Here is a 16,265-nt window from a genome sequence, read left to right on the forward strand (position 1 = left end):
ATTCGCTGTGGAATATATCGTTTTATGACATGGTTTATCGGTTGCACATCATACTATATTTTGTTCTAAATAAGAACGCCGATAAATCGTTTGGCACATACGCAATCTTGTGATCTTTTCTTGTTCAAAAATATTTTTATATTGCGCTCATCGTTGTATAATCTGCGCGATATATAATTTATTTACTAACCAAAAACGGAGTTTGTATTATGTCTAAATATTCAAAAATTGCCGCAGGTTTAGCCGCCGCTTATTTTGCCTTTTCACTTTCCGCTCAAGCTAAAGTCACTGTTTTTGCCGCTGCGTCCATGACCGATTCCTTGAAGCAGGTCGCCGCCGATTATTACAAAATGAACCCGAAGGAAGAAGTTGTATTTTCTTTCGCCTCCTCTTCCACATTAGCCAAACAAATTGAAGAAGGTGCGCCTGCCGATTTATTTATTTCCGCCAGCGGCAAATGGATGAAATACCTTTCCGATAAAGAATTAACCGTGAAAGAAAGTGAAAAATTATTAGTAGGTAACGAACTGGTACTTATTTCACAAAAAAACAGCAAATTAGAAAATGTCGATATTGCTAAAGGCGAATGGATTAACCAATTAAATAATGCTTATTTATCCGTTGGCGACCCGGCGCACGTGCCTGCCGGTCAATATGCCGAAGAAGCCTTAACCAAATTAAACTTATGGGACAAAGTGAAAGATAAATTAGCCCGTGGCAAAGATGTGCGTGCCGCATTAGCTTTGGTTGAACGTGGTGAGTCTCCGTTGGGTATCGTATATGCAACCGATGCGAAAGTGAGTAAAGAAGTCAAAACGGTCGGTGTCTTCCCACAAGATTCTTATAAACCGGCAAATTATCCGGTTGCCATTTTAAAAGATCACAATAATGCGGAAACGCAAGCCTTCTTAAAATATTTAGAATCGCCTGAAGCGAAAAAAGTCTTTGCGGATTACGGTTTCTCGGTAAAATAACCGCACTCAATTGACGTCTGAAGCGTAGCCATTGTGCTACGCTTTGTTTATGGGCTATTTATAAAGGGAATCGGGATTTTGCTTACACAATTTCTGACGTTATTAGGTTTAAGCCAATTAGAAATCGACGCCATTCGGTTGAGCCTGGAAGTGTCTGTCAGTGCGATGATTTGGAGCCTGCCTTTTGCGATTTTTGTGGCGTGGCTGTTAGCGCGTAAAGAATTTTATGGAAAATCCATCGTCAGCGGCATCATCCATTTGCCTTTGGTATTGCCCCCTGTGGTGATTGGTTACCTGTTGTTGGTGGCAATGGGACGCAACGGTTTCATCGGCAAATATTTATACCAATGGTTCGGGCTGACTTTCGGCTTCAGCTGGCGCGGGGCGGTATTAGCCGCTGCCGTGGTGGCATTTCCATTAGTGGTTCGGGCAATTCGTCTTTCGCTGGAAAGTATCGACTTAAAATTGGAACAAGCCGCCAGAACCTTGGGAGCTTCCCCTTGGCGGGTATTTTTTACCATCACCTTGCCCCTATCTTTGCCGGGAATTTTAGCGGGCATCGTATTGGGATTTGCCCGCTCCTTGGGTGAATTCGGCGCAACCATTACTTTCGTTTCCAATATCGCCGGTGAAACACAAACTATTCCTTTAGCAATGTATTCTTTCATTCAAACGCCCGGCGCGGAAGAACAAGCCGCCCGTTTATGTGTTTTTGCTATAATTTTATCCCTGGTTTCCCTGTTGTTATCGGAGTGGCTGGCAAAACGGATGCAGAAAAGATTAGGACAAAGCGATGCTGTACATTGATGTAAAAAAACAATTAGGCAATTTATCCCTACAGGCGAAGCTTGAAATTCCATCGCAAGGCGTGACCGCACTTTTCGGCTTATCCGGTTCGGGGAAATCTTCTCTGATCAATTTGATAAGCGGGTTAATTAATCCGGATGAGGGCGTAATTGCGTTAAATGATCGTGTGTTATTTGAAGCGGAAGAGGGAATTTGTGTTCCCGCCAATCGGCGCAATATTGGTTATGTTTTTCAGGACGCACGCTTATTTCCGCATTACACGGTGAAAGGCAATTTGCGCTACGGCATGAAAAATACCAGCAAGGATGAATTTGACTACATTGTGGAATTGCTGGGGATCGGGCATTTATTAAAACGTTATCCGATCACTTTATCCGGCGGTGAAAAACAACGTGTGGCAATCGGGCGGGCACTATTAACAGACCCGGAAATTTTATTAATGGACGAACCGCTTTCCGCCCTAGATCTACCACGCAAGCGGGAATTATTGAATTATCTGGAACGATTATCCAAAGAAATTAATATTCCGATTTTGTACGTGACGCACAGCATTGATGAACTTTTGCGCCTGCCGGAACGGGTTGTCTTATTAACCGACGGAAAGGTGGAAGCCTATGATATGTTGGAGAACATTTGGGAAAGCCCACTGTTCTTACCTTGGAAACAGGAAAACGAACAAAGTGCGGTGCTTTCTCTGCCTGTTTTTATGCATAATCCGTCTTATAAAATGACCGCACTTTCTATCGGCGATCAGAACATTTGGATTAACCAAGTGGCGTCGGAAATGAATGAAAATGTCCGTATTTGCGTTCATAGCTCCGATGTGTCCATCAGTCTGCATAAAGCGGAAAAATCCAGCATTCGAAACATTTTACACGGGCGCATTGTGAAAATTCAGGAACAGGAAAACCATGTCGATCTCAAACTGGATATTGGCGGAAAGCATATTTGGGCGAGTATCAGCAAATGGTCGTTTCATGATTTGGCATTGCAACCGGGACAACTGGTTTATGCGCAGATTAAAGCCATTTCCGTGCTGTCTGCATAGTTTGAGCGCCCCTATTTAGTAGGTTAGATAGAGGTGCATTTTTTCTGAAAAGAAAAGCACTCTACCCTCTCCCCCAAAACTTAGACAGATAACAAACCTAAGTTTTAAGGTACAGAGCAAAGTGCGGTCATTTTCTTCGGTATTTTATTTCACTTGATTCAACAGGAATTGCACCAGCAAGGAAACCGGTCTGCCGGTGGCACCTTTATTGGCGCCTTGTAACCACGCGGTACCGGCGATGTCTAGGTGTGCCCATGGGTATTTCTTGGTGAAATTGGCAAGAAATGCAGCAGCGGTGATCGTACCGCCCCAGCGTCCGCCAAGGTTAGCTAAATCGGCAAAGTTAGATTTAAGCTGTTCTTGATATTCTTCACTTAACGGCAAACGCCACGCCTTGTCGGCACTTTGTTGCGCCGCTTTTTCAATGGCCGCAGCAATGTCATCATGAGTGGAAACCAAGCCGCTGTTGTGTTGACCTAATGCCACCACACACGCGCCGGTTAAGGTAGCAATATCAATAACGACTTGCGGATCAAAGCGTTCCACATAAGTTAACGTATCGCACAACACTAAACGTCCTTCTGCATCGGTGTTCAACACTTCCACCGTTAAGCCGTTCATGGTGGTGAGAATATCGCCCGGGCGATAAGCATTGCCATCAGGCAGATTTTCGCAGCCCGCCATCACGCCGATAACGTTTAGCGGCAGCTGTAATTGCGCCAATGCGCTCATTACGCCGTAAACAGATGCCGCACCGCACATATCATATTTCATTTCATCCATGTCGGCGGCGGGTTTGAGAGAAATCCCGCCTGCGTCAAAGGTTAAGCCTTTGCCCACCAGTACGATAGGTTTCGCGTTCGGATTCGGCGCATTACGGTATTCCATAATGGAAAGTTTTGCTTCATTACGGGAACCGCGAGACACCGCCAAATAAGCGCCCATGCCTAATTTTTCCATGTCGGCTTCGTTGATAATTGTGGTTTTGATGAGAGGTGAGTGTTTTGCCAAGTCTAAGGCTTTATCCGCCAGGTAGTTTGGGGTACACACATTTGGCGGGCAATTTGCGACATCTTTAGTAAAGCGCACGCCCAATGCAATGGCGGAAGCGTGCTGAATTGCCTGCTCAGCGGTGGTTTGATCCTTGGCATCCACATTAAAAATCACTTCACAAAGTGCGGTGGATTTTTCCGCTGTTTTTTGGCTTTTGAATTGGGTGAATTGGTATAAATCCTGTTCGACGGTTTCCACCGCGAAGCGAATATTCCAATAAAGATCGCGTTGGTTGAGCTGAATTTCAGTTAAAAAACTGACCGCACTTTTGGCTTGGGTTTCTTTTAATGCCTGTACGGATTTTTGAATAAGTTGTTTATATTGACGTTCGCTAAGCTCTCCGGCTTTGCCGCAACCCACCACCAATACGCGCTTGGCAGCGATATTTGACAAATGGCGTAACAAGGCGGTTTGCCCTAATTTGCCGCTGATTTCGCCGTTTTCCACCAAATCGCTTAGATAATTGCCGGAAAGATTGTCAATTTCCACCGCACTTTTGGATAGGATTTTCTCTTCAAAAATGCCCACAATCAGGCAGTCCGCAGGCTGATTAATGGCACATTGTTGAGCACTATACTTCATTTTTTCCTCGCTTATTTTGCTGTTTTAAATGCTAAATTAGGGTATCATACCTTACTTATTATTTAGGCAAATCAAGTGATTCACCTATTTTAATTACAACGAATTTAATCTCTTTTGCTCAAATTGCAAGAGAAAAATGGACGATAAAGTGATTTTAACCCGATATTTAACCAAAGAAATTTTTAAAAGCCAGATTGCGATTTTGTTTATTTTGCTGCTGATCTTTTTCTGTCAGCAATTAGTACGCGTACTGGGCTCTGCCGCAAACGGTAAAGTACCGGCGGATTTAGTCTTTTCTTTACTCGGCTTAGGTATGCCAACCATGGCGCAGCTCATGTTGCCGCTCTGTTTGTTCATCGCCATTTTACTGACGCTGGGGCGTTTGTATGCAGAAAGTGAAATTACCGTGATGCGTGCCTGCGGTGTGGGACAGCCGATTTTAGTCAAAGTTGTACTGCTACTTTCCTTATTAACGTCAGGTGTGGCGGCTTACAACGCACTTTGGTTGACACCTTGGGCGATTCACAAACAGACAGAAATTGTGGAAGATGCCAAAGCCAATCCGAATGTAGGTGCATTGTCCGCCGGGCAATTCGTTAGCGCCAACAACAGCGATTTCGTGCTGTTCATCGATGACATTCAAAATAATCAAATCAATAATGTTTATGTGTTCCAAACGCAACCACGCGGACAAAGCAAGCCGTCGGTGATCGTAGCGGAAAAAGGCGAATTAAAAGCGTTACCGAACGGCGATCAGGTGCTGAATCTACAAAACAGCGAACGCTTTGAAGGCACGGCGGCACTGCCGGATTTTCGCATCACCCATTTTGATGAATATCAGGCGTATTTAGGGCATAAAGCAGTGAATGATGATTCTGCCGAGACGGAAGAATTAAGTTTAAGTCAGTTGTTAAACACCAAAACACCGGCGGCGAAAACCGAGTTTCACTGGCGCCTAACCTTAATTCTCGCCGTGCCGATTATGGCGTTACTTGCCGTGCCGCTAAGCCGTGTGAATCCGCGCCAGGGGCGTTTTGCTAAAGTGTTGCCGGCATTGTTGTTGTATTTAATTTATTTCTTATTGCAAAGCTCGTTAAAATCCGCCGGCGGGGCAGGCAAATTGGATGCCGGGTTATTCATGCCGTTAGTCAATATTGTCTTTTTCTTACTGGCAATTCTCCTGAATAGCTGGGATAGCGCATTTATGTATCGCATTCGTTATTCGTTCAATAAAAAAGCGGTAACACAGGGATAACTCGATGAATACATTAGAACGATATATCGGTAAAAGTATTTTAGGTACGATCTTCGCCACCTTGTTAATGTTGGTGGGGTTGTCCGCTATCATTAAATTCGTGGAACAGTTCCGCAGTGTGGGCAAAGGCACTTATGATATTTTACAAGCCATCGCTTATACCGTGCTGACCATGCCGAAAGACGTGGAAACCTTTTTCCCGATGGCGGCACTACTCGGCGCACTGATTGCTTTAGGTAATCTTGCCAGCCGCAGTGAACTGGTGGTGATGCAATCTTCCGGCTTTTCCCGTATGCGTATTGGTTTTGCGGTGATGAAAACCACGCTCCCTTTAGTGTTGCTGACCATGGTGATCGGTGAGTGGGGCATTCCGCAAACGGAACAATTCGCCCGTGATATGCGTTCCAAAGCTATTTCCGGCGGTTCAATGCTATCGGTGAAAAACGGTATTTGGGCGAAAGACGGCAATAATTTCGTGTATGTGCGTCGCATTACCGATGACGTGGAATTAAATGATATTTATATTTACACCTTTAATGAACAGCGTCAGTTAGAGAAACTCAAACACGCCAACCGGGCAACCTTTAACAGCGGCAAATGGACGTTGCAGCAAGTCAACGAATCACGTATTCAGCCGGAGAACATTCAAACCACCAATCGTTTAAACGAAGAATGGCAAACCAATTTAACACCCGATAAACTTGGTGTGGCGTCGTTACGACCAACTTCTTTATCTATTTCCGGTTTATCCAATTACATTACTTTCTTAAGGGAGACGGGACAGGATTCCAAAAATTTCGAGCTAACCTATTGGCGTAAATTATTCCAGCCGATTTCGGTTGGAGTCATGATGATGTTGGCGCTGTCCTTTATTTTCGGACCGTTGCGCAGCGTGACTGCAGGCGCCCGTATCCTTATCGGGATTTGCTTCGGCTTCCTGTTCTATATGGTGAATGAATTATTTGGTAAATTCAGTTTAGTTTATAACACCACGCCGCTTATCGGCGCGCTGATGCCGAGTGTGCTGTTCCTAATCATCACTTGGTGGTTGTTGGCACGACGACGTAATTAGGCAAAAGTGCGGTCATAAAAAATGCTGTTTTTAAAGCCCGTGATACATCGCGGGCTTTTGTTTCGCACATTAATTCAATTCATAAAATAAATGAAATATTTGAAATTGACACATATTCCTTTTCGCTTTAATTTGAACCAACGTATCCGACTGATGAAAACACGAGGCAACTTTATGAGTTACGCAAAAGAAATTGATAATCTAAATCAACATTTAGCTGATTTAAACGGCAAAATTAATGTCTCTTTTGAATTTTTCCCGCCGAAAAGTGAAAAAATGGAAAATCTTCTGTGGGAATCCATCCATCGCTTAAAAGTGCTAAAACCGAAATTTGTATCCGTGACTTACGGCGCCAATTCCGGCGAGCGTGAACGCACTCACGGGGTGGTGAAACGCATTAAGCAGGAAACCGGTCTGGAAGCTGCGCCGCATTTAACCGGTATTGACGCTACCTCGGACGAATTGCGTCGCATTGCCAAAGGTTATTGGGATAGCGGCATTCGTCGCATTGTGGCACTGCGCGGTGACGAGCCGAAAGGCTACGAGAAAAAACCATTTTATGCCGCCGATTTAGTAGCATTATTACGTGACGTATCAGATTTTGATATTTCCGTGGCGGCATACCCTGAGGTTCATCCGGAAGCCAAATCGGCGCAAGCGGATTTAATTAATTTAAAACGTAAAATTGATGCCGGTGCCAATCATGTGATCACACAATTCTTTTTCGATATTGACAGCTATCTGCGGTTCCGCGATCGCTGCGCGTCTATCGGTATTGATGCAGAAATCGTGCCGGGGATTCTGCCGGTGACCAACTTCAAACAATTACAAAAAATGGCAGCAATCACTAATGTGAAAATTCCAGCTTGGATGAGCAAAATGTATGAAGGCTTGGATGATGACCAAACCACCCGCAATCTGGTGGCGGCAAGCATCGCCATGGACATGGTGCGTGTACTGTCCCGCGAAGGGGTAAAAGACTTTCATTTCTACACCCTGAATCGCAGTGAACTCACCTATGCTATTTGCCACACGTTAGGCATTCGTCCGAGTTTGTAAGTTAAAAACATAAAAAGAAATGACCGCACTTTGATCTATATCCCGAATATTTTTTATCAACTTGCTCACACGCCTCGCAAGGCGCGCGCCATCAGGAACTGCTATACTCACCGTATTATTTTCCATCCACACCAACGAAAAGGCTGACTATGCTCAACAAAGACACCCAACTCTGTATGTCCCTGTCCGGTCGTCCCGGCAATTTCGGTACACAATTTCACAATTACCTTTATCAAAAACTTGGTTTGAATTTCATTTATAAAGCCTTTACCACCAACGACATCGAACACGCAGTGAAAGGCGTGCGGGCGTTAGGGATTCGCGGTTGTGCGGTGTCCATGCCGTTTAAAGAAAGCTGTATGCCGTTTTTAGATGAAATCTCCCCTTCCGCACAAGCCATCAAATCGGTAAATACCATCGTCAACGACAACGGATTTTTACGTGCCTATAACACCGATTACATCGCCATCGTGAAACTTATCGAAAGATATCAACTGGATAAAAACGATTCCGTGATCGTGCACGGCAGTGGCGGCATGGCAAAAGCGGTGGTTGCCGCCTTTAAAAATTCCGGTTTTGAGAATGTCAAAATCTTTGCCCGTAACGAAAAAACAGGCAATTATTTAGCCGCACTTTATGGCTACGGCTACATCAATTCCCTCAACAACCAAAACGCCGACATTCTCATTAATGTCACCCCCATCGGCATGAAAGGAGGCAAAGAAGCATTCGATCTCGCCTTCCCCGAAACCATGATCCGCCACGCCAAAACCGCTTTTGACGTCGTCGCCCACCCCGCCGACACCCCGTTAATCAAAGCCGCCCAAGCCCTCGGCAAACAAACCATCTCCGGTGCCGAAGTCATCGTCTTACAAGCCGTCGAACAATTTGAACTCTACACCGGCAAACGACCAAGCGAGGAACTCATCGCCGAAGCCGCGGAATATGCAAGAAAGAATGCGTAAAGTGCGGTGGATTTTGGAAGTGTTTTTACAACATTAATAATTATTGCTAGCGAAGGGATTAACTATTTCAAATAGTTGAGTTAGATCACAGACAAAAAATTAAGAAACTCCTATAATTAGAAAAGTCTAGTTATAGGAGTTTTTATTTATGAAAAAAATTTTTTTGATTAGTAGTATATTAACTATTACATCATGCTCGTCTTTTACTTCTGATAATATTCTTAGTGGAGATCTATCTGTTAGTGATACATCTGTATCTGACGAAATTTTATGCCTTTCTGCATTCACTTCTGAAGTAAAACTACCAAAATCTAAAATTCAACAAAATATAATTAATGAGATAACTAAAAGAAATATTACACCAGAGCAATGCTCCAGTTATGCAGTTTCCAAAGCTGGTGGAGTAGATTCTTTTTGTTCTGATTTCAATCGCGGATATGTATCAGGTGACAGTGCAAAAATGACTAGTTTTGGGCATTATATTACCTTGCAAGATATGCTGTCAGTACAAAAAACTTTGGGTATTGATTGCAATACAAAACAGTATGTACAGGAGTACAATAGAGCGCGTGAACAAAATAATTGGGTGAATGAACCATCTAGTGAAAATAATAATTTCTCAAAAGCATGGGGAATGTTTCAACCGAAAACAAATGTTATAAGTTGTATGTCACTTGGTTCTTCTACAATGTGTAATGACACAAAAGGTAATTCTTTGCATATAAATAAATGGTAAACACCCATCATTTTGATAGCACCAGCGTCCACGCTGGTGCTATCCTTTTGTCCAAGCGTGGACGCTTGAACTATCACAAAAACAAAAAATGTGCGGTCAAAATTTCAAACGTTTTCAACGCTAAAAAAACAATCCTAAAACTCACCGCACTTCACTCTGATAGCACCAGTATCCAAGCCCTCTTGCCGACGCATATTTCATAACCTGTGCCCGAAATATTTGAAAGTTACAGCGCACGATGGGAAGCGTGCGCTATCATGGTGCGGCGAGATACTGTACGGCACACAAATTACATGAACCGAGCAGCAGATGGATGATTTTTACTACAATCGTAAGCCACGGCGTTTTTCGGATAATCGCCACTTATGTCTATTTGCCGATAATCCACACGGCTACATGTTTTCAATACAGGGTCGTCTTGTTCCATCACCTGAATGACGACGGGGAAGCTATCCGTTTATCGTATGAAGAAATCGGACCGAAAGGACCTAACATCGGGACTGCGGATTCTACAATGATCGAGCCATCCAAATGAAATGCGACGCCTTTCAAATCGGTTTCATTGAAATTGCCGTCGTGCGTAAACCTGCACGGGTCATTTCTTGTTTGGTATCCGTGCCCCTTGGTGGCACCGATGATGAAGCAGTTAAAAACATGCTCTCTCCCGATCTCCCAATAATAGGGCTGCCCTTTAACGGCAACATAAGGCTCGGGTAAGGGCTCGCGCGGGGTGGCGCAGGCGGTGACTAGGATACAGCAAAGACTCACCATCATAAAACGCCCTTTCCCGATCACTTGAATAATATGGTTCACTATAGTCATTTGTTATTATCTCCTAGATAGACTTGGTGTTTTTTGCCTAGGGTAACAAGTTACCCTAGATTAGGCATAGTCATTCCCCTTTGGGGAATTTAGGGAACAGAAGTGCAGTCATAAAAAACAGTATTTTTAAGCGTTTTCAACGATAGAAAACGATTTCAAAATGTACCGCACTTTTTTGATGCTCCGACAAAACAGGGGGCCCCCATCTGAGCCGCCTGAGCGATTTGCAATTTTTAGGAAATTTTCGCCTGTTTGAGCCATGAAATGGCGAGTTCGAAAATTTTCGTTAAGAAAATTGCAAGTGAGCGAGGATAAGCGGTGAAGCTGGGGTGCACTTTTCTTTGCTTACTTTCTTTTATGCAAGTAAAAGAAAGTAAGGCGCCCATCGGGCGAAACCCGATAAAAAATCAACAAATCCTTGGTAACGGCTCATTCACCGGCAAATCCAACAGCCGTGACTGCCCGAAGCTGCCCAACAATCTCACTTTTTTATCCGTCGTCACTTCGCCGATGACTGCGGCATTTTTTCCCAGTTCGTGCGAGTGAAGTGCGGTCAGAATTTCAGGTGTTTTTTCAGGGGCGGCGATGATGACCAGTTTGCCTTCGTTAGCAAAATTCAGCGCTTCTAAGCCGAGCAGTTCGCAAATGCCGCGCACTTCAGGACGAAGCGGCAGGTCTTCTTCGTTGATTTGCATACCCAGTTGTTGGGTGGCGGCAAATTCGTGCAGCACCGCGTTTACCCCGCCACGGGTAGCGTCGCGGACGGCTTTCACGCCGTCAATGGGGCGCAATAAATCAATGAGCGGGGCAAGAACGGCGCAGTCGCTTTTCAGATCAGTCTGAATGCCAAGGTTTTCGCGCAGGTTCAAAATAGTAGCACCGTGTTCGCCGATGGTGCCGCTGACAATGATGTTATCGCCCGCTGTAATACGGTGCATTCCCCAATCGATACCACGCGGGATCACGCCGATGCCGCTGGTGTTGATGAAGATTTTATCTACCGCGCCTTTTTGCACTACTTTGGTATCGCCCGTCACCACCTGCACGCCGGCAGCTTTGCAGGCTTGCGCCATAGCTTGAATGATTTCTTTTAATTCGGTTAATGGTAAACCTTCTTCCAAAATAAAGCCGCAGGAAAGGTATTTGGGAATAGCGCCGCATACCGCCACATCATTTAACGTGCCGCATACGGCGAGCTTGCCGATGTTGCCACCAGGGAAGAAAATCGGGTCAATGACGAAACTGTCGGTGCTGAAAGAAAGCTGTTCGCCCTGCGCCATCAATTCCGCCAACGGCAAACGGGCTTGATCTTCTCCTTGGGCGAGAATCGGGTTGTCAAAGGCTTCGACGAAATAATACTGAATTAATTTTTGCATTGCCGCGCCGCCGTTGCCGTGCGCCATGGTAATAAAATCTGTCATTATTCTCTCCGGTATTGATAATAGGCGGCGCACGCCCCTTCTGAAGACACCATTAAGGCGCCGTAGGCATCATCCGGGTTGCATTGGCTGCCGAATAACGGGCAATCGCAAGGTTTACATTTGCCGGTGAGCACATCGCCGCAGCGGGAATTGGGGTCGTCCGCCACTTGTTGCGGGTGGCTGTGGAAATAGATTTCCGCGTCAAAACGTTTGTACGCGTCGGTGAGTTCCACGCCTGACTCTTCGATTTCGCCCAAACCGCGCCATTCGCTGGATTTCTTCAATTGGAACACTTCACGCATGGCTTGTTGCGCCAGCAGGTTGCCTTGGGAATGCACGATGCGTTTATATTGGTTTTCGATTTCACAACGCCCGTCCACGAATTGTTGCACCAACATCACGATGGCTTGCAGAATATCCAACGGCTCAAAGCCCGTAACCACAAAAGGCTTATGGTATTTATCCACAATGGATTGATAAGGCGAGGCGCCAATCACCATGCTCACATGGCCGGGCGCAATGAAGCCGTCAATTTTCACATAATCTTGCGAAAGCAGGCTGTGTAAAGTGGGGATAATGGTGATGTTTTGACATACCACCCAGAAATTTTGCAGATTCAGCTTGTTCGCCTGTTGAAGGGTCACCGCCGCGCTCGGCATAGTAGTTTCAAAACCGAGGGAAAAGAAAACCACGTTTTTTTCGGGATTGTTCACGGCGATATTCAGCGCGTCCAACGGCGAATAAACGATTCGCACATCGGCGCCTTTGGCTTTTGCCTCCAGCAAGGAACCGCACCGTCCTTTCACCCGCATGGCGTCACCGAAGGTGCAGAAAATCACATTGGGCTTTTGCGCGATTTCAATACACACATCAATGCGCCCCATGGGCAACACACACACCGGACAGCCCGGACCGTGAATAAACTCAATGCTTTTCGGCAACAGGCGATCCAAGCCGAATTTAAAAATCGTATGGGTATGACCGCCGCAGACTTCCATAAGATACAACGGATTTTCCGGCGTAAAGTGCGGTAGTTTTTCCATGAGTTTTTGCAAACGCTCCACCAAACTTTTCGCCAGTTTGGGATCACGAAATTCATCAATGAATTGCATAACAGTCCCCTTACTCCGCAAAAATGCTAGGCGTTTTGTAACCAATTTAACCAGTCTTTTAAGCCTTCGCCCGTGGTAGCGGAAAGTTGAATCACCTCAATTTGCGGGTTCACCTGTTTGGCGTAGGCGATACATTTTTCCACGTCGAAATTAAGGTAAGGCAGCAAGTCGATTTTGTTTAAAATCATGAGTTTGGAGGCAGCAAACATATGTGGGTATTTCAGCGGTTTGTCTTCGCCCTCGGTGACGGACAAAATCACCACTTTGGCTTTTTCGCCCAAATCAAATTCCGACGGGCAAACCAAATTGCCGACATTTTCAATGAATAAGAGGCTGTGTTGTTTCGGTTCCAGTTTGAACAAGGCGTCGTTGATCATCTGCGCATCCAAATGGCAACCTTTACCGGTGTTCACCTGAATCGCAGATACACCGGTGGCGCGAATGCGATCGGCGTCGTTTTCCGTTTGTTGATCGCCTTCAATCACATAACAAGTGCGGTCATTTTTCAGCGCGTTTAGCGTGGTAGTAAGCAAGGTGGTTTTGCCGGAACCCGGGCTAGACACCAAATTCAATGCAAGAATGTGCTGTTGTTGGAAAAGAAAACGGTTGTGCGCCGCAATTTGATTATTTTTACCTAATACGTCCTGCTCCACTTTCAACAAGCGTTTTTGCGTCTCGGATGTGTCGGACGGCTGCTGCGCCGAGTGAAATTTGAAATGAGAAAAGTCCGGATTTTTGACTGCACTTTGCGTGCCGTCGTGGCTGTCATGATGAGAATGTGCCACTTCGCCGATTCTTACTTGTTCGGGATACCCGCAACCACAAGTCGTACACATATTATCCCCCTGATTTATCGCGATAAAATAAGTATGTATTAAGGATAGCACAACGCCTGCGCAGGGTTTTGATTGAGATCATAAAGTCAAAACTTCGTCCGCCAATTGTGCAGTAAAGCCGTGGTGATGGGACGCCACCAACATGGGCAACGACAATTCGCGCAAAAGTGCGGTCAGTTTTTCGGTATTTTTGCTATCCAAGCCGTTAGTCGGCTCATCTAACAGTAACATTTTCGGCTGCATCGCCAACACGCCCGCCAGTGCGGTAAAATTTTTTTCGCCGCCGGACAGGGTATGCACCGTGCGGTCTTGCAAATGGGCAATTCCCAGCCGTTCCAACTGTTGCAAAGCGATGGCATACGCCTGTTGACGCGGCAAGCCTTGATTTAACGGACCGAACGCCACATCGTCCAACACCGTCGGACCGAACAGTTGATCGTCGGCGTGCTGAAAACAAAAACCCACACTGCCACGAAAAGGAGCAAAATCCCGTTCTTCCCGACAAAGCTGCCCGAACAGGCGAATTTCTCCCCCCGCAATAGGAACAAAACCGAGCAACGCCAGTAAGTAAGGTGGTTTTTCCTGTGCCGATTTCGCCCCGGATAAAAAAACGTTGCCCCGCGTCAAGTTGAAAGGACAGATTATCAATAATCCGCCGTTCTCCCCGCTTAATTTGCAATCCTTTGACTTGTAAAACCGTCATTTTCCCCGCCTAGCGTTTGTTGATTGCCGAATCGAAAGCTGCGACATTTCAACGCAATCTGCGCCGTTTCCGCTTTTAACAAGGCATGAACAAGCAATAACGCCACCCGTTGCGCAGTGATATATAACGTGCGGCGATTCAGTCCCGCGCGATACCCGCGCGCGCGCATTGCCAGATCCATTTTCTGCCGCAACTCGCCCAATAATGCAATGTAACGCACAGTCAACACAAAAAGCCAAATGAGCTTAGGCGGTAACGGCAATTTACCTATTGCCTGCACCAGCACCGCGTCGTTCATTTTCCACAAGAACAACCACAAGGAAAACAACAACAGATTCATACGTAACGTGATGAGCAGCGCCGTTTCCATGCCTTCGGGATTAAGCTCCATGCCCTCGGCACCGATCCGCCAGCTCAATGTTAGCCAAAGCAAAAACGTGAATCCATTTAACCACAGCCAACGTTTTATATAGGGGGAATAAGGTTCTGCATTGCCGTAAATGAATGCCGCCAACAACACCAACGCCGCACCGTTCAAGCAGAATAGCAAAGACGATTGGTGCAACGCACTGATGACTAAGCCCCAAAGAAACAAATAGATCAGGCGTAGATGAGGCGCGAAAAAGTGCGGTGCAAAAAAAAGACGAAAAACAGAACTCATTGCGCACACCGTTTGCTGTAACCGACGGCTTTTTGTGAGGTGGCGACAGGTTGCAGTGCGACGGGATACATTTTGCCGAGCAAAGAAATCACGCCGTAGCTGATAATGCCGTCCAGCACAAATACCGGCAAATGGGACAGCAACAACAGGGCGATTAAATCCTGATAATGTTTACCGCCGTCCAAGGCTAAAACCAAAGACGCCAACGCGCCCGCGCCACCTACACCAATCACGCCGACACCCACACCGGCGAACAATTTCGCCATTTTTCCCATGTCAGGATGCAAATAACCGCGTAATAAATAATGCGCCGCCACCGCCGGCAACGCCATCACGCACAAATTCACGCCTAACACGGCAAACCCACCGAAGGAAAAAAACAACACCTGTAACAACAAGGCGATAAAAAAGGCGGGAAACACCGCCCAACCAAGAAATAATCCCGCTATGCCGTTTAAAATCAAGTGTACGCTACCGATGCCAACCGGCACATGGATGGTGCCGGCAACAAAAAAAGCGGCGGCAAACAGTGCCGTTAACGGCAAACGTTCGTTATCCAGGCGACGCAACCCTACCGCTACACCGACCACTGCCAAAGCCACTCCGGCTAACAACACCGGTGTATGCAACACGCCTTCCGATAAATGCATTATTGATGTCCCTTTCTTAACTTACGGGCCTTCAGCCAAGCGGCAATGCCCGCAATTCCCACAATGTAACCGATTCCGCCTAAAATATCGTGCAGATAAATTTTATCGCGCAACTGCGCAATATCACCGCGTAACAACAGCAGACTTTCATCGCCCGCCCGAGTTGTTGCGCCGGCATTCGCCGTAATTCTGTCCGCCACGACCGTCGCCCGATGCCCTTCCTCACCTTCCACCACCACTTTCAACGCCATATTCGGATCCGCTTTTAACGGCAGGTGAAAATAACCGCCATTGTCGGTTTTGCCCGTCAGCAACGGCTGATTTTCCCCTTGGCGTAACACCTCTACATAGGTTTCGACGGCGGGGGTCATGTCGGAATAATAGGATTTTCCCGTCACGGTTTGCCCGTCATACTGGGCAAATACATAAAGGGCGTGCGTCCAAGCGTGAGGTGCAACACATAAGCCCAAAAGTGCGGTCAAAAAATACGGCGTTTTTTTCATTGCGCC

15 protein-coding genes and 1 pseudogene are annotated in these 16,265 nt (G+C 46.1%); 8 read left to right on the plus strand and 8 right to left on the minus strand.

What is annotated here, in order from left to right:
* Nucleotides 1-209: 209 nt before the first annotated feature.
* The 3 genes from modA to modC all read left to right on the plus strand — a co-directional run bounded on the left by modA (nt 210) and on the right by modC (nt 2,829).
* Entirely contained in the window at nt 210-974 is a 765-nt protein-coding gene (modA, locus tag LIN98_RS07600) for a molybdate ABC transporter substrate-binding protein (RefSeq protein ID WP_005566733.1), read from the plus strand.
* Nucleotides 975-1,052: 78 nt separating this feature from the next.
* Complete coding sequence (modB, locus tag LIN98_RS07605) at nt 1,053-1,781, plus strand: molybdate ABC transporter permease subunit (RefSeq protein WP_005545848.1); 729 nt, start codon at nt 1,053-1,055, stop codon at nt 1,779-1,781.
* A complete protein-coding gene (modC, locus tag LIN98_RS07610; RefSeq protein ID WP_005592624.1) occupies nt 1,768-2,829 on the plus strand; it encodes a molybdenum ABC transporter ATP-binding protein ModC in 1,062 nt (353 codons plus the stop codon). The genes modB and modC overlap by 14 nt, the downstream gene beginning before the upstream one ends.
* Nucleotides 2,830-2,973: 144 nt before the next feature.
* Here the strand turns inward: modC and LIN98_RS07615 are convergent, their stop codons facing one another.
* Nucleotides 2,974-4,464 (minus strand): leucyl aminopeptidase, encoded by a 1,491-nt coding sequence (locus tag LIN98_RS07615; RefSeq protein ID WP_014167722.1) that lies wholly within the window; start codon nt 4,462-4,464, stop codon nt 2,974-2,976.
* Nucleotides 4,465-4,612: 148 nt separating this feature from the next.
* On the opposite strand from LIN98_RS07615, the gene lptF reads away from it, so the two are divergent.
* The 5 genes from lptF (at nt 4,613) to LIN98_RS07640 (ending at nt 9,551) form a co-directional block, all read left to right on the plus strand.
* On the plus strand, nt 4,613-5,719 hold the full coding sequence (gene lptF, locus LIN98_RS07620) for an LPS export ABC transporter permease LptF (protein WP_206380225.1): 1,107 nt from the start codon (nt 4,613-4,615) through the stop codon (nt 5,717-5,719).
* Nucleotides 5,720-5,723: 4 nt separating this feature from the next.
* Entirely contained in the window at nt 5,724-6,791 is a 1,068-nt protein-coding gene (gene lptG / locus LIN98_RS07625; protein WP_005570886.1) for an LPS export ABC transporter permease LptG, read from the plus strand.
* A gap of 174 nt (nt 6,792-6,965) precedes the next feature.
* Nucleotides 6,966-7,850 (plus strand): methylenetetrahydrofolate reductase, encoded by an 885-nt coding sequence (gene metF / locus LIN98_RS07630; RefSeq protein WP_005566736.1) that lies wholly within the window; start codon nt 6,966-6,968, stop codon nt 7,848-7,850.
* 149 nt (nt 7,851-7,999) lie between these two features.
* Nucleotides 8,000-8,815 carry a shikimate 5-dehydrogenase gene (locus tag LIN98_RS07635; protein WP_005570878.1) on the plus strand — a complete coding sequence of 272 codons (816 nt, stop codon included), beginning with the start codon at nt 8,000-8,002 and terminating at the stop codon, nt 8,813-8,815.
* A 148-nt stretch (nt 8,816-8,963) separates the two neighbouring features.
* Nucleotides 8,964-9,551, plus strand: a complete 588-nt coding sequence (locus LIN98_RS07640; RefSeq protein WP_005570874.1) for a hypothetical protein — start codon at nt 8,964-8,966, stop codon at nt 9,549-9,551.
* A 1,229-nt stretch (nt 9,552-10,780) separates the two neighbouring features.
* Here the strand turns inward: LIN98_RS07640 and hypE are convergent.
* The 7 genes and pseudogenes from hypE to LIN98_RS07675 form a co-directional block, all read right to left on the minus strand.
* Complete coding sequence (gene hypE / locus LIN98_RS07645) at nt 10,781-11,794, minus strand: hydrogenase expression/formation protein HypE (RefSeq protein WP_005573702.1); 1,014 nt, start codon at nt 11,792-11,794, stop codon at nt 10,781-10,783.
* Nucleotides 11,794-12,906, minus strand: a complete 1,113-nt coding sequence (gene hypD / locus LIN98_RS07650) for a hydrogenase formation protein HypD (RefSeq protein ID WP_025298320.1) — start codon at nt 12,904-12,906, stop codon at nt 11,794-11,796. The genes hypE and hypD overlap by 1 nt, the downstream gene beginning before the upstream one ends.
* Before the next feature lie 26 nt (nt 12,907-12,932).
* Nucleotides 12,933-13,742: a hydrogenase nickel incorporation protein HypB gene (hypB, locus tag LIN98_RS07655; RefSeq protein ID WP_005545839.1), complete on the minus strand. Its 810-nt coding sequence runs from the start codon at nt 13,740-13,742 to the stop codon at nt 12,933-12,935.
* A 78-nt stretch (nt 13,743-13,820) separates the two neighbouring features.
* Nucleotides 13,821-14,445, minus strand: a pseudogene (locus LIN98_RS07660) (energy-coupling factor ABC transporter ATP-binding protein).
* On the minus strand, nt 14,411-15,106 hold the full coding sequence (locus tag LIN98_RS07665) for an energy-coupling factor transporter transmembrane component T family protein (RefSeq protein WP_005589304.1): 696 nt from the start codon (nt 15,104-15,106) through the stop codon (nt 14,411-14,413). Before LIN98_RS07665 ends, LIN98_RS07660 begins: the two are co-directional and overlap by 35 nt.
* Nucleotides 15,103-15,756, minus strand: a complete 654-nt coding sequence (gene cbiM, locus LIN98_RS07670) for a cobalt transporter CbiM (RefSeq protein ID WP_005545836.1) — start codon at nt 15,754-15,756, stop codon at nt 15,103-15,105. The genes LIN98_RS07665 and cbiM overlap by 4 nt, the downstream gene beginning before the upstream one ends.
* Nucleotides 15,756-16,259, minus strand: a complete 504-nt coding sequence (locus LIN98_RS07675) for a hypothetical protein (RefSeq protein WP_005566749.1) — start codon at nt 16,257-16,259, stop codon at nt 15,756-15,758. The genes cbiM and LIN98_RS07675 overlap by 1 nt, the downstream gene beginning before the upstream one ends.
* Nucleotides 16,260-16,265: the final 6 nt, after the last annotated feature.

It is taken from the genome of Aggregatibacter actinomycetemcomitans, from assembly GCF_023518055.1.
In the GTDB taxonomy this organism is placed as follows: domain Bacteria; phylum Pseudomonadota; class Gammaproteobacteria; order Enterobacterales; family Pasteurellaceae; genus Aggregatibacter; species Aggregatibacter actinomycetemcomitans.

Bases quoted from the DNA above. Each gene is read 5' to 3' on its own strand.
- modA (WP_005566733.1), top strand. From the start codon at position 210: ATGTCTAAATATTCAAAAATTGCCGCAGGTTTAGCCGCCGCTTATTTT.
- modC (WP_005592624.1), top strand. From the start codon at position 1,768: ATGCTGTACATTGATGTAAAAAAACAATTAGGCAATTTATCCCTACAG.
- LIN98_RS07615 (WP_014167722.1), bottom strand. From the start codon at position 4,464: ATGAAGTATAGTGCTCAACAATGTGCCATTAATCAGCCTGCGGACTGC.
- lptG (WP_005570886.1), top strand. From the start codon at position 5,724: ATGAATACATTAGAACGATATATCGGTAAAAGTATTTTAGGTACGATC.
- metF (WP_005566736.1), top strand. From the start codon at position 6,966: ATGAGTTACGCAAAAGAAATTGATAATCTAAATCAACATTTAGCTGAT.
- LIN98_RS07635 (WP_005570878.1), top strand. From the start codon at position 8,000: ATGCTCAACAAAGACACCCAACTCTGTATGTCCCTGTCCGGTCGTCCC.
- LIN98_RS07640 (WP_005570874.1), top strand. From the start codon at position 8,964: ATGAAAAAAATTTTTTTGATTAGTAGTATATTAACTATTACATCATGC.
- hypE (WP_005573702.1), bottom strand. From the start codon at position 11,794: ATGACAGATTTTATTACCATGGCGCACGGCAACGGCGGCGCGGCAATG.
- hypD (WP_025298320.1), bottom strand. From the start codon at position 12,906: ATGCAATTCATTGATGAATTTCGTGATCCCAAACTGGCGAAAAGTTTG.
- hypB (WP_005545839.1), bottom strand. From the start codon at position 13,742: ATGTGTACGACTTGTGGTTGCGGGTATCCCGAACAAGTAAGAATCGGC.
- LIN98_RS07665 (WP_005589304.1), bottom strand. From the start codon at position 15,106: ATGAGTTCTGTTTTTCGTCTTTTTTTTGCACCGCACTTTTTCGCGCCT.
- cbiM (WP_005545836.1), bottom strand. From the start codon at position 15,756: ATGCATTTATCGGAAGGCGTGTTGCATACACCGGTGTTGTTAGCCGGA.
- LIN98_RS07675 (WP_005566749.1), bottom strand. From the start codon at position 16,259: ATGAAAAAAACGCCGTATTTTTTGACCGCACTTTTGGGCTTATGTGTT.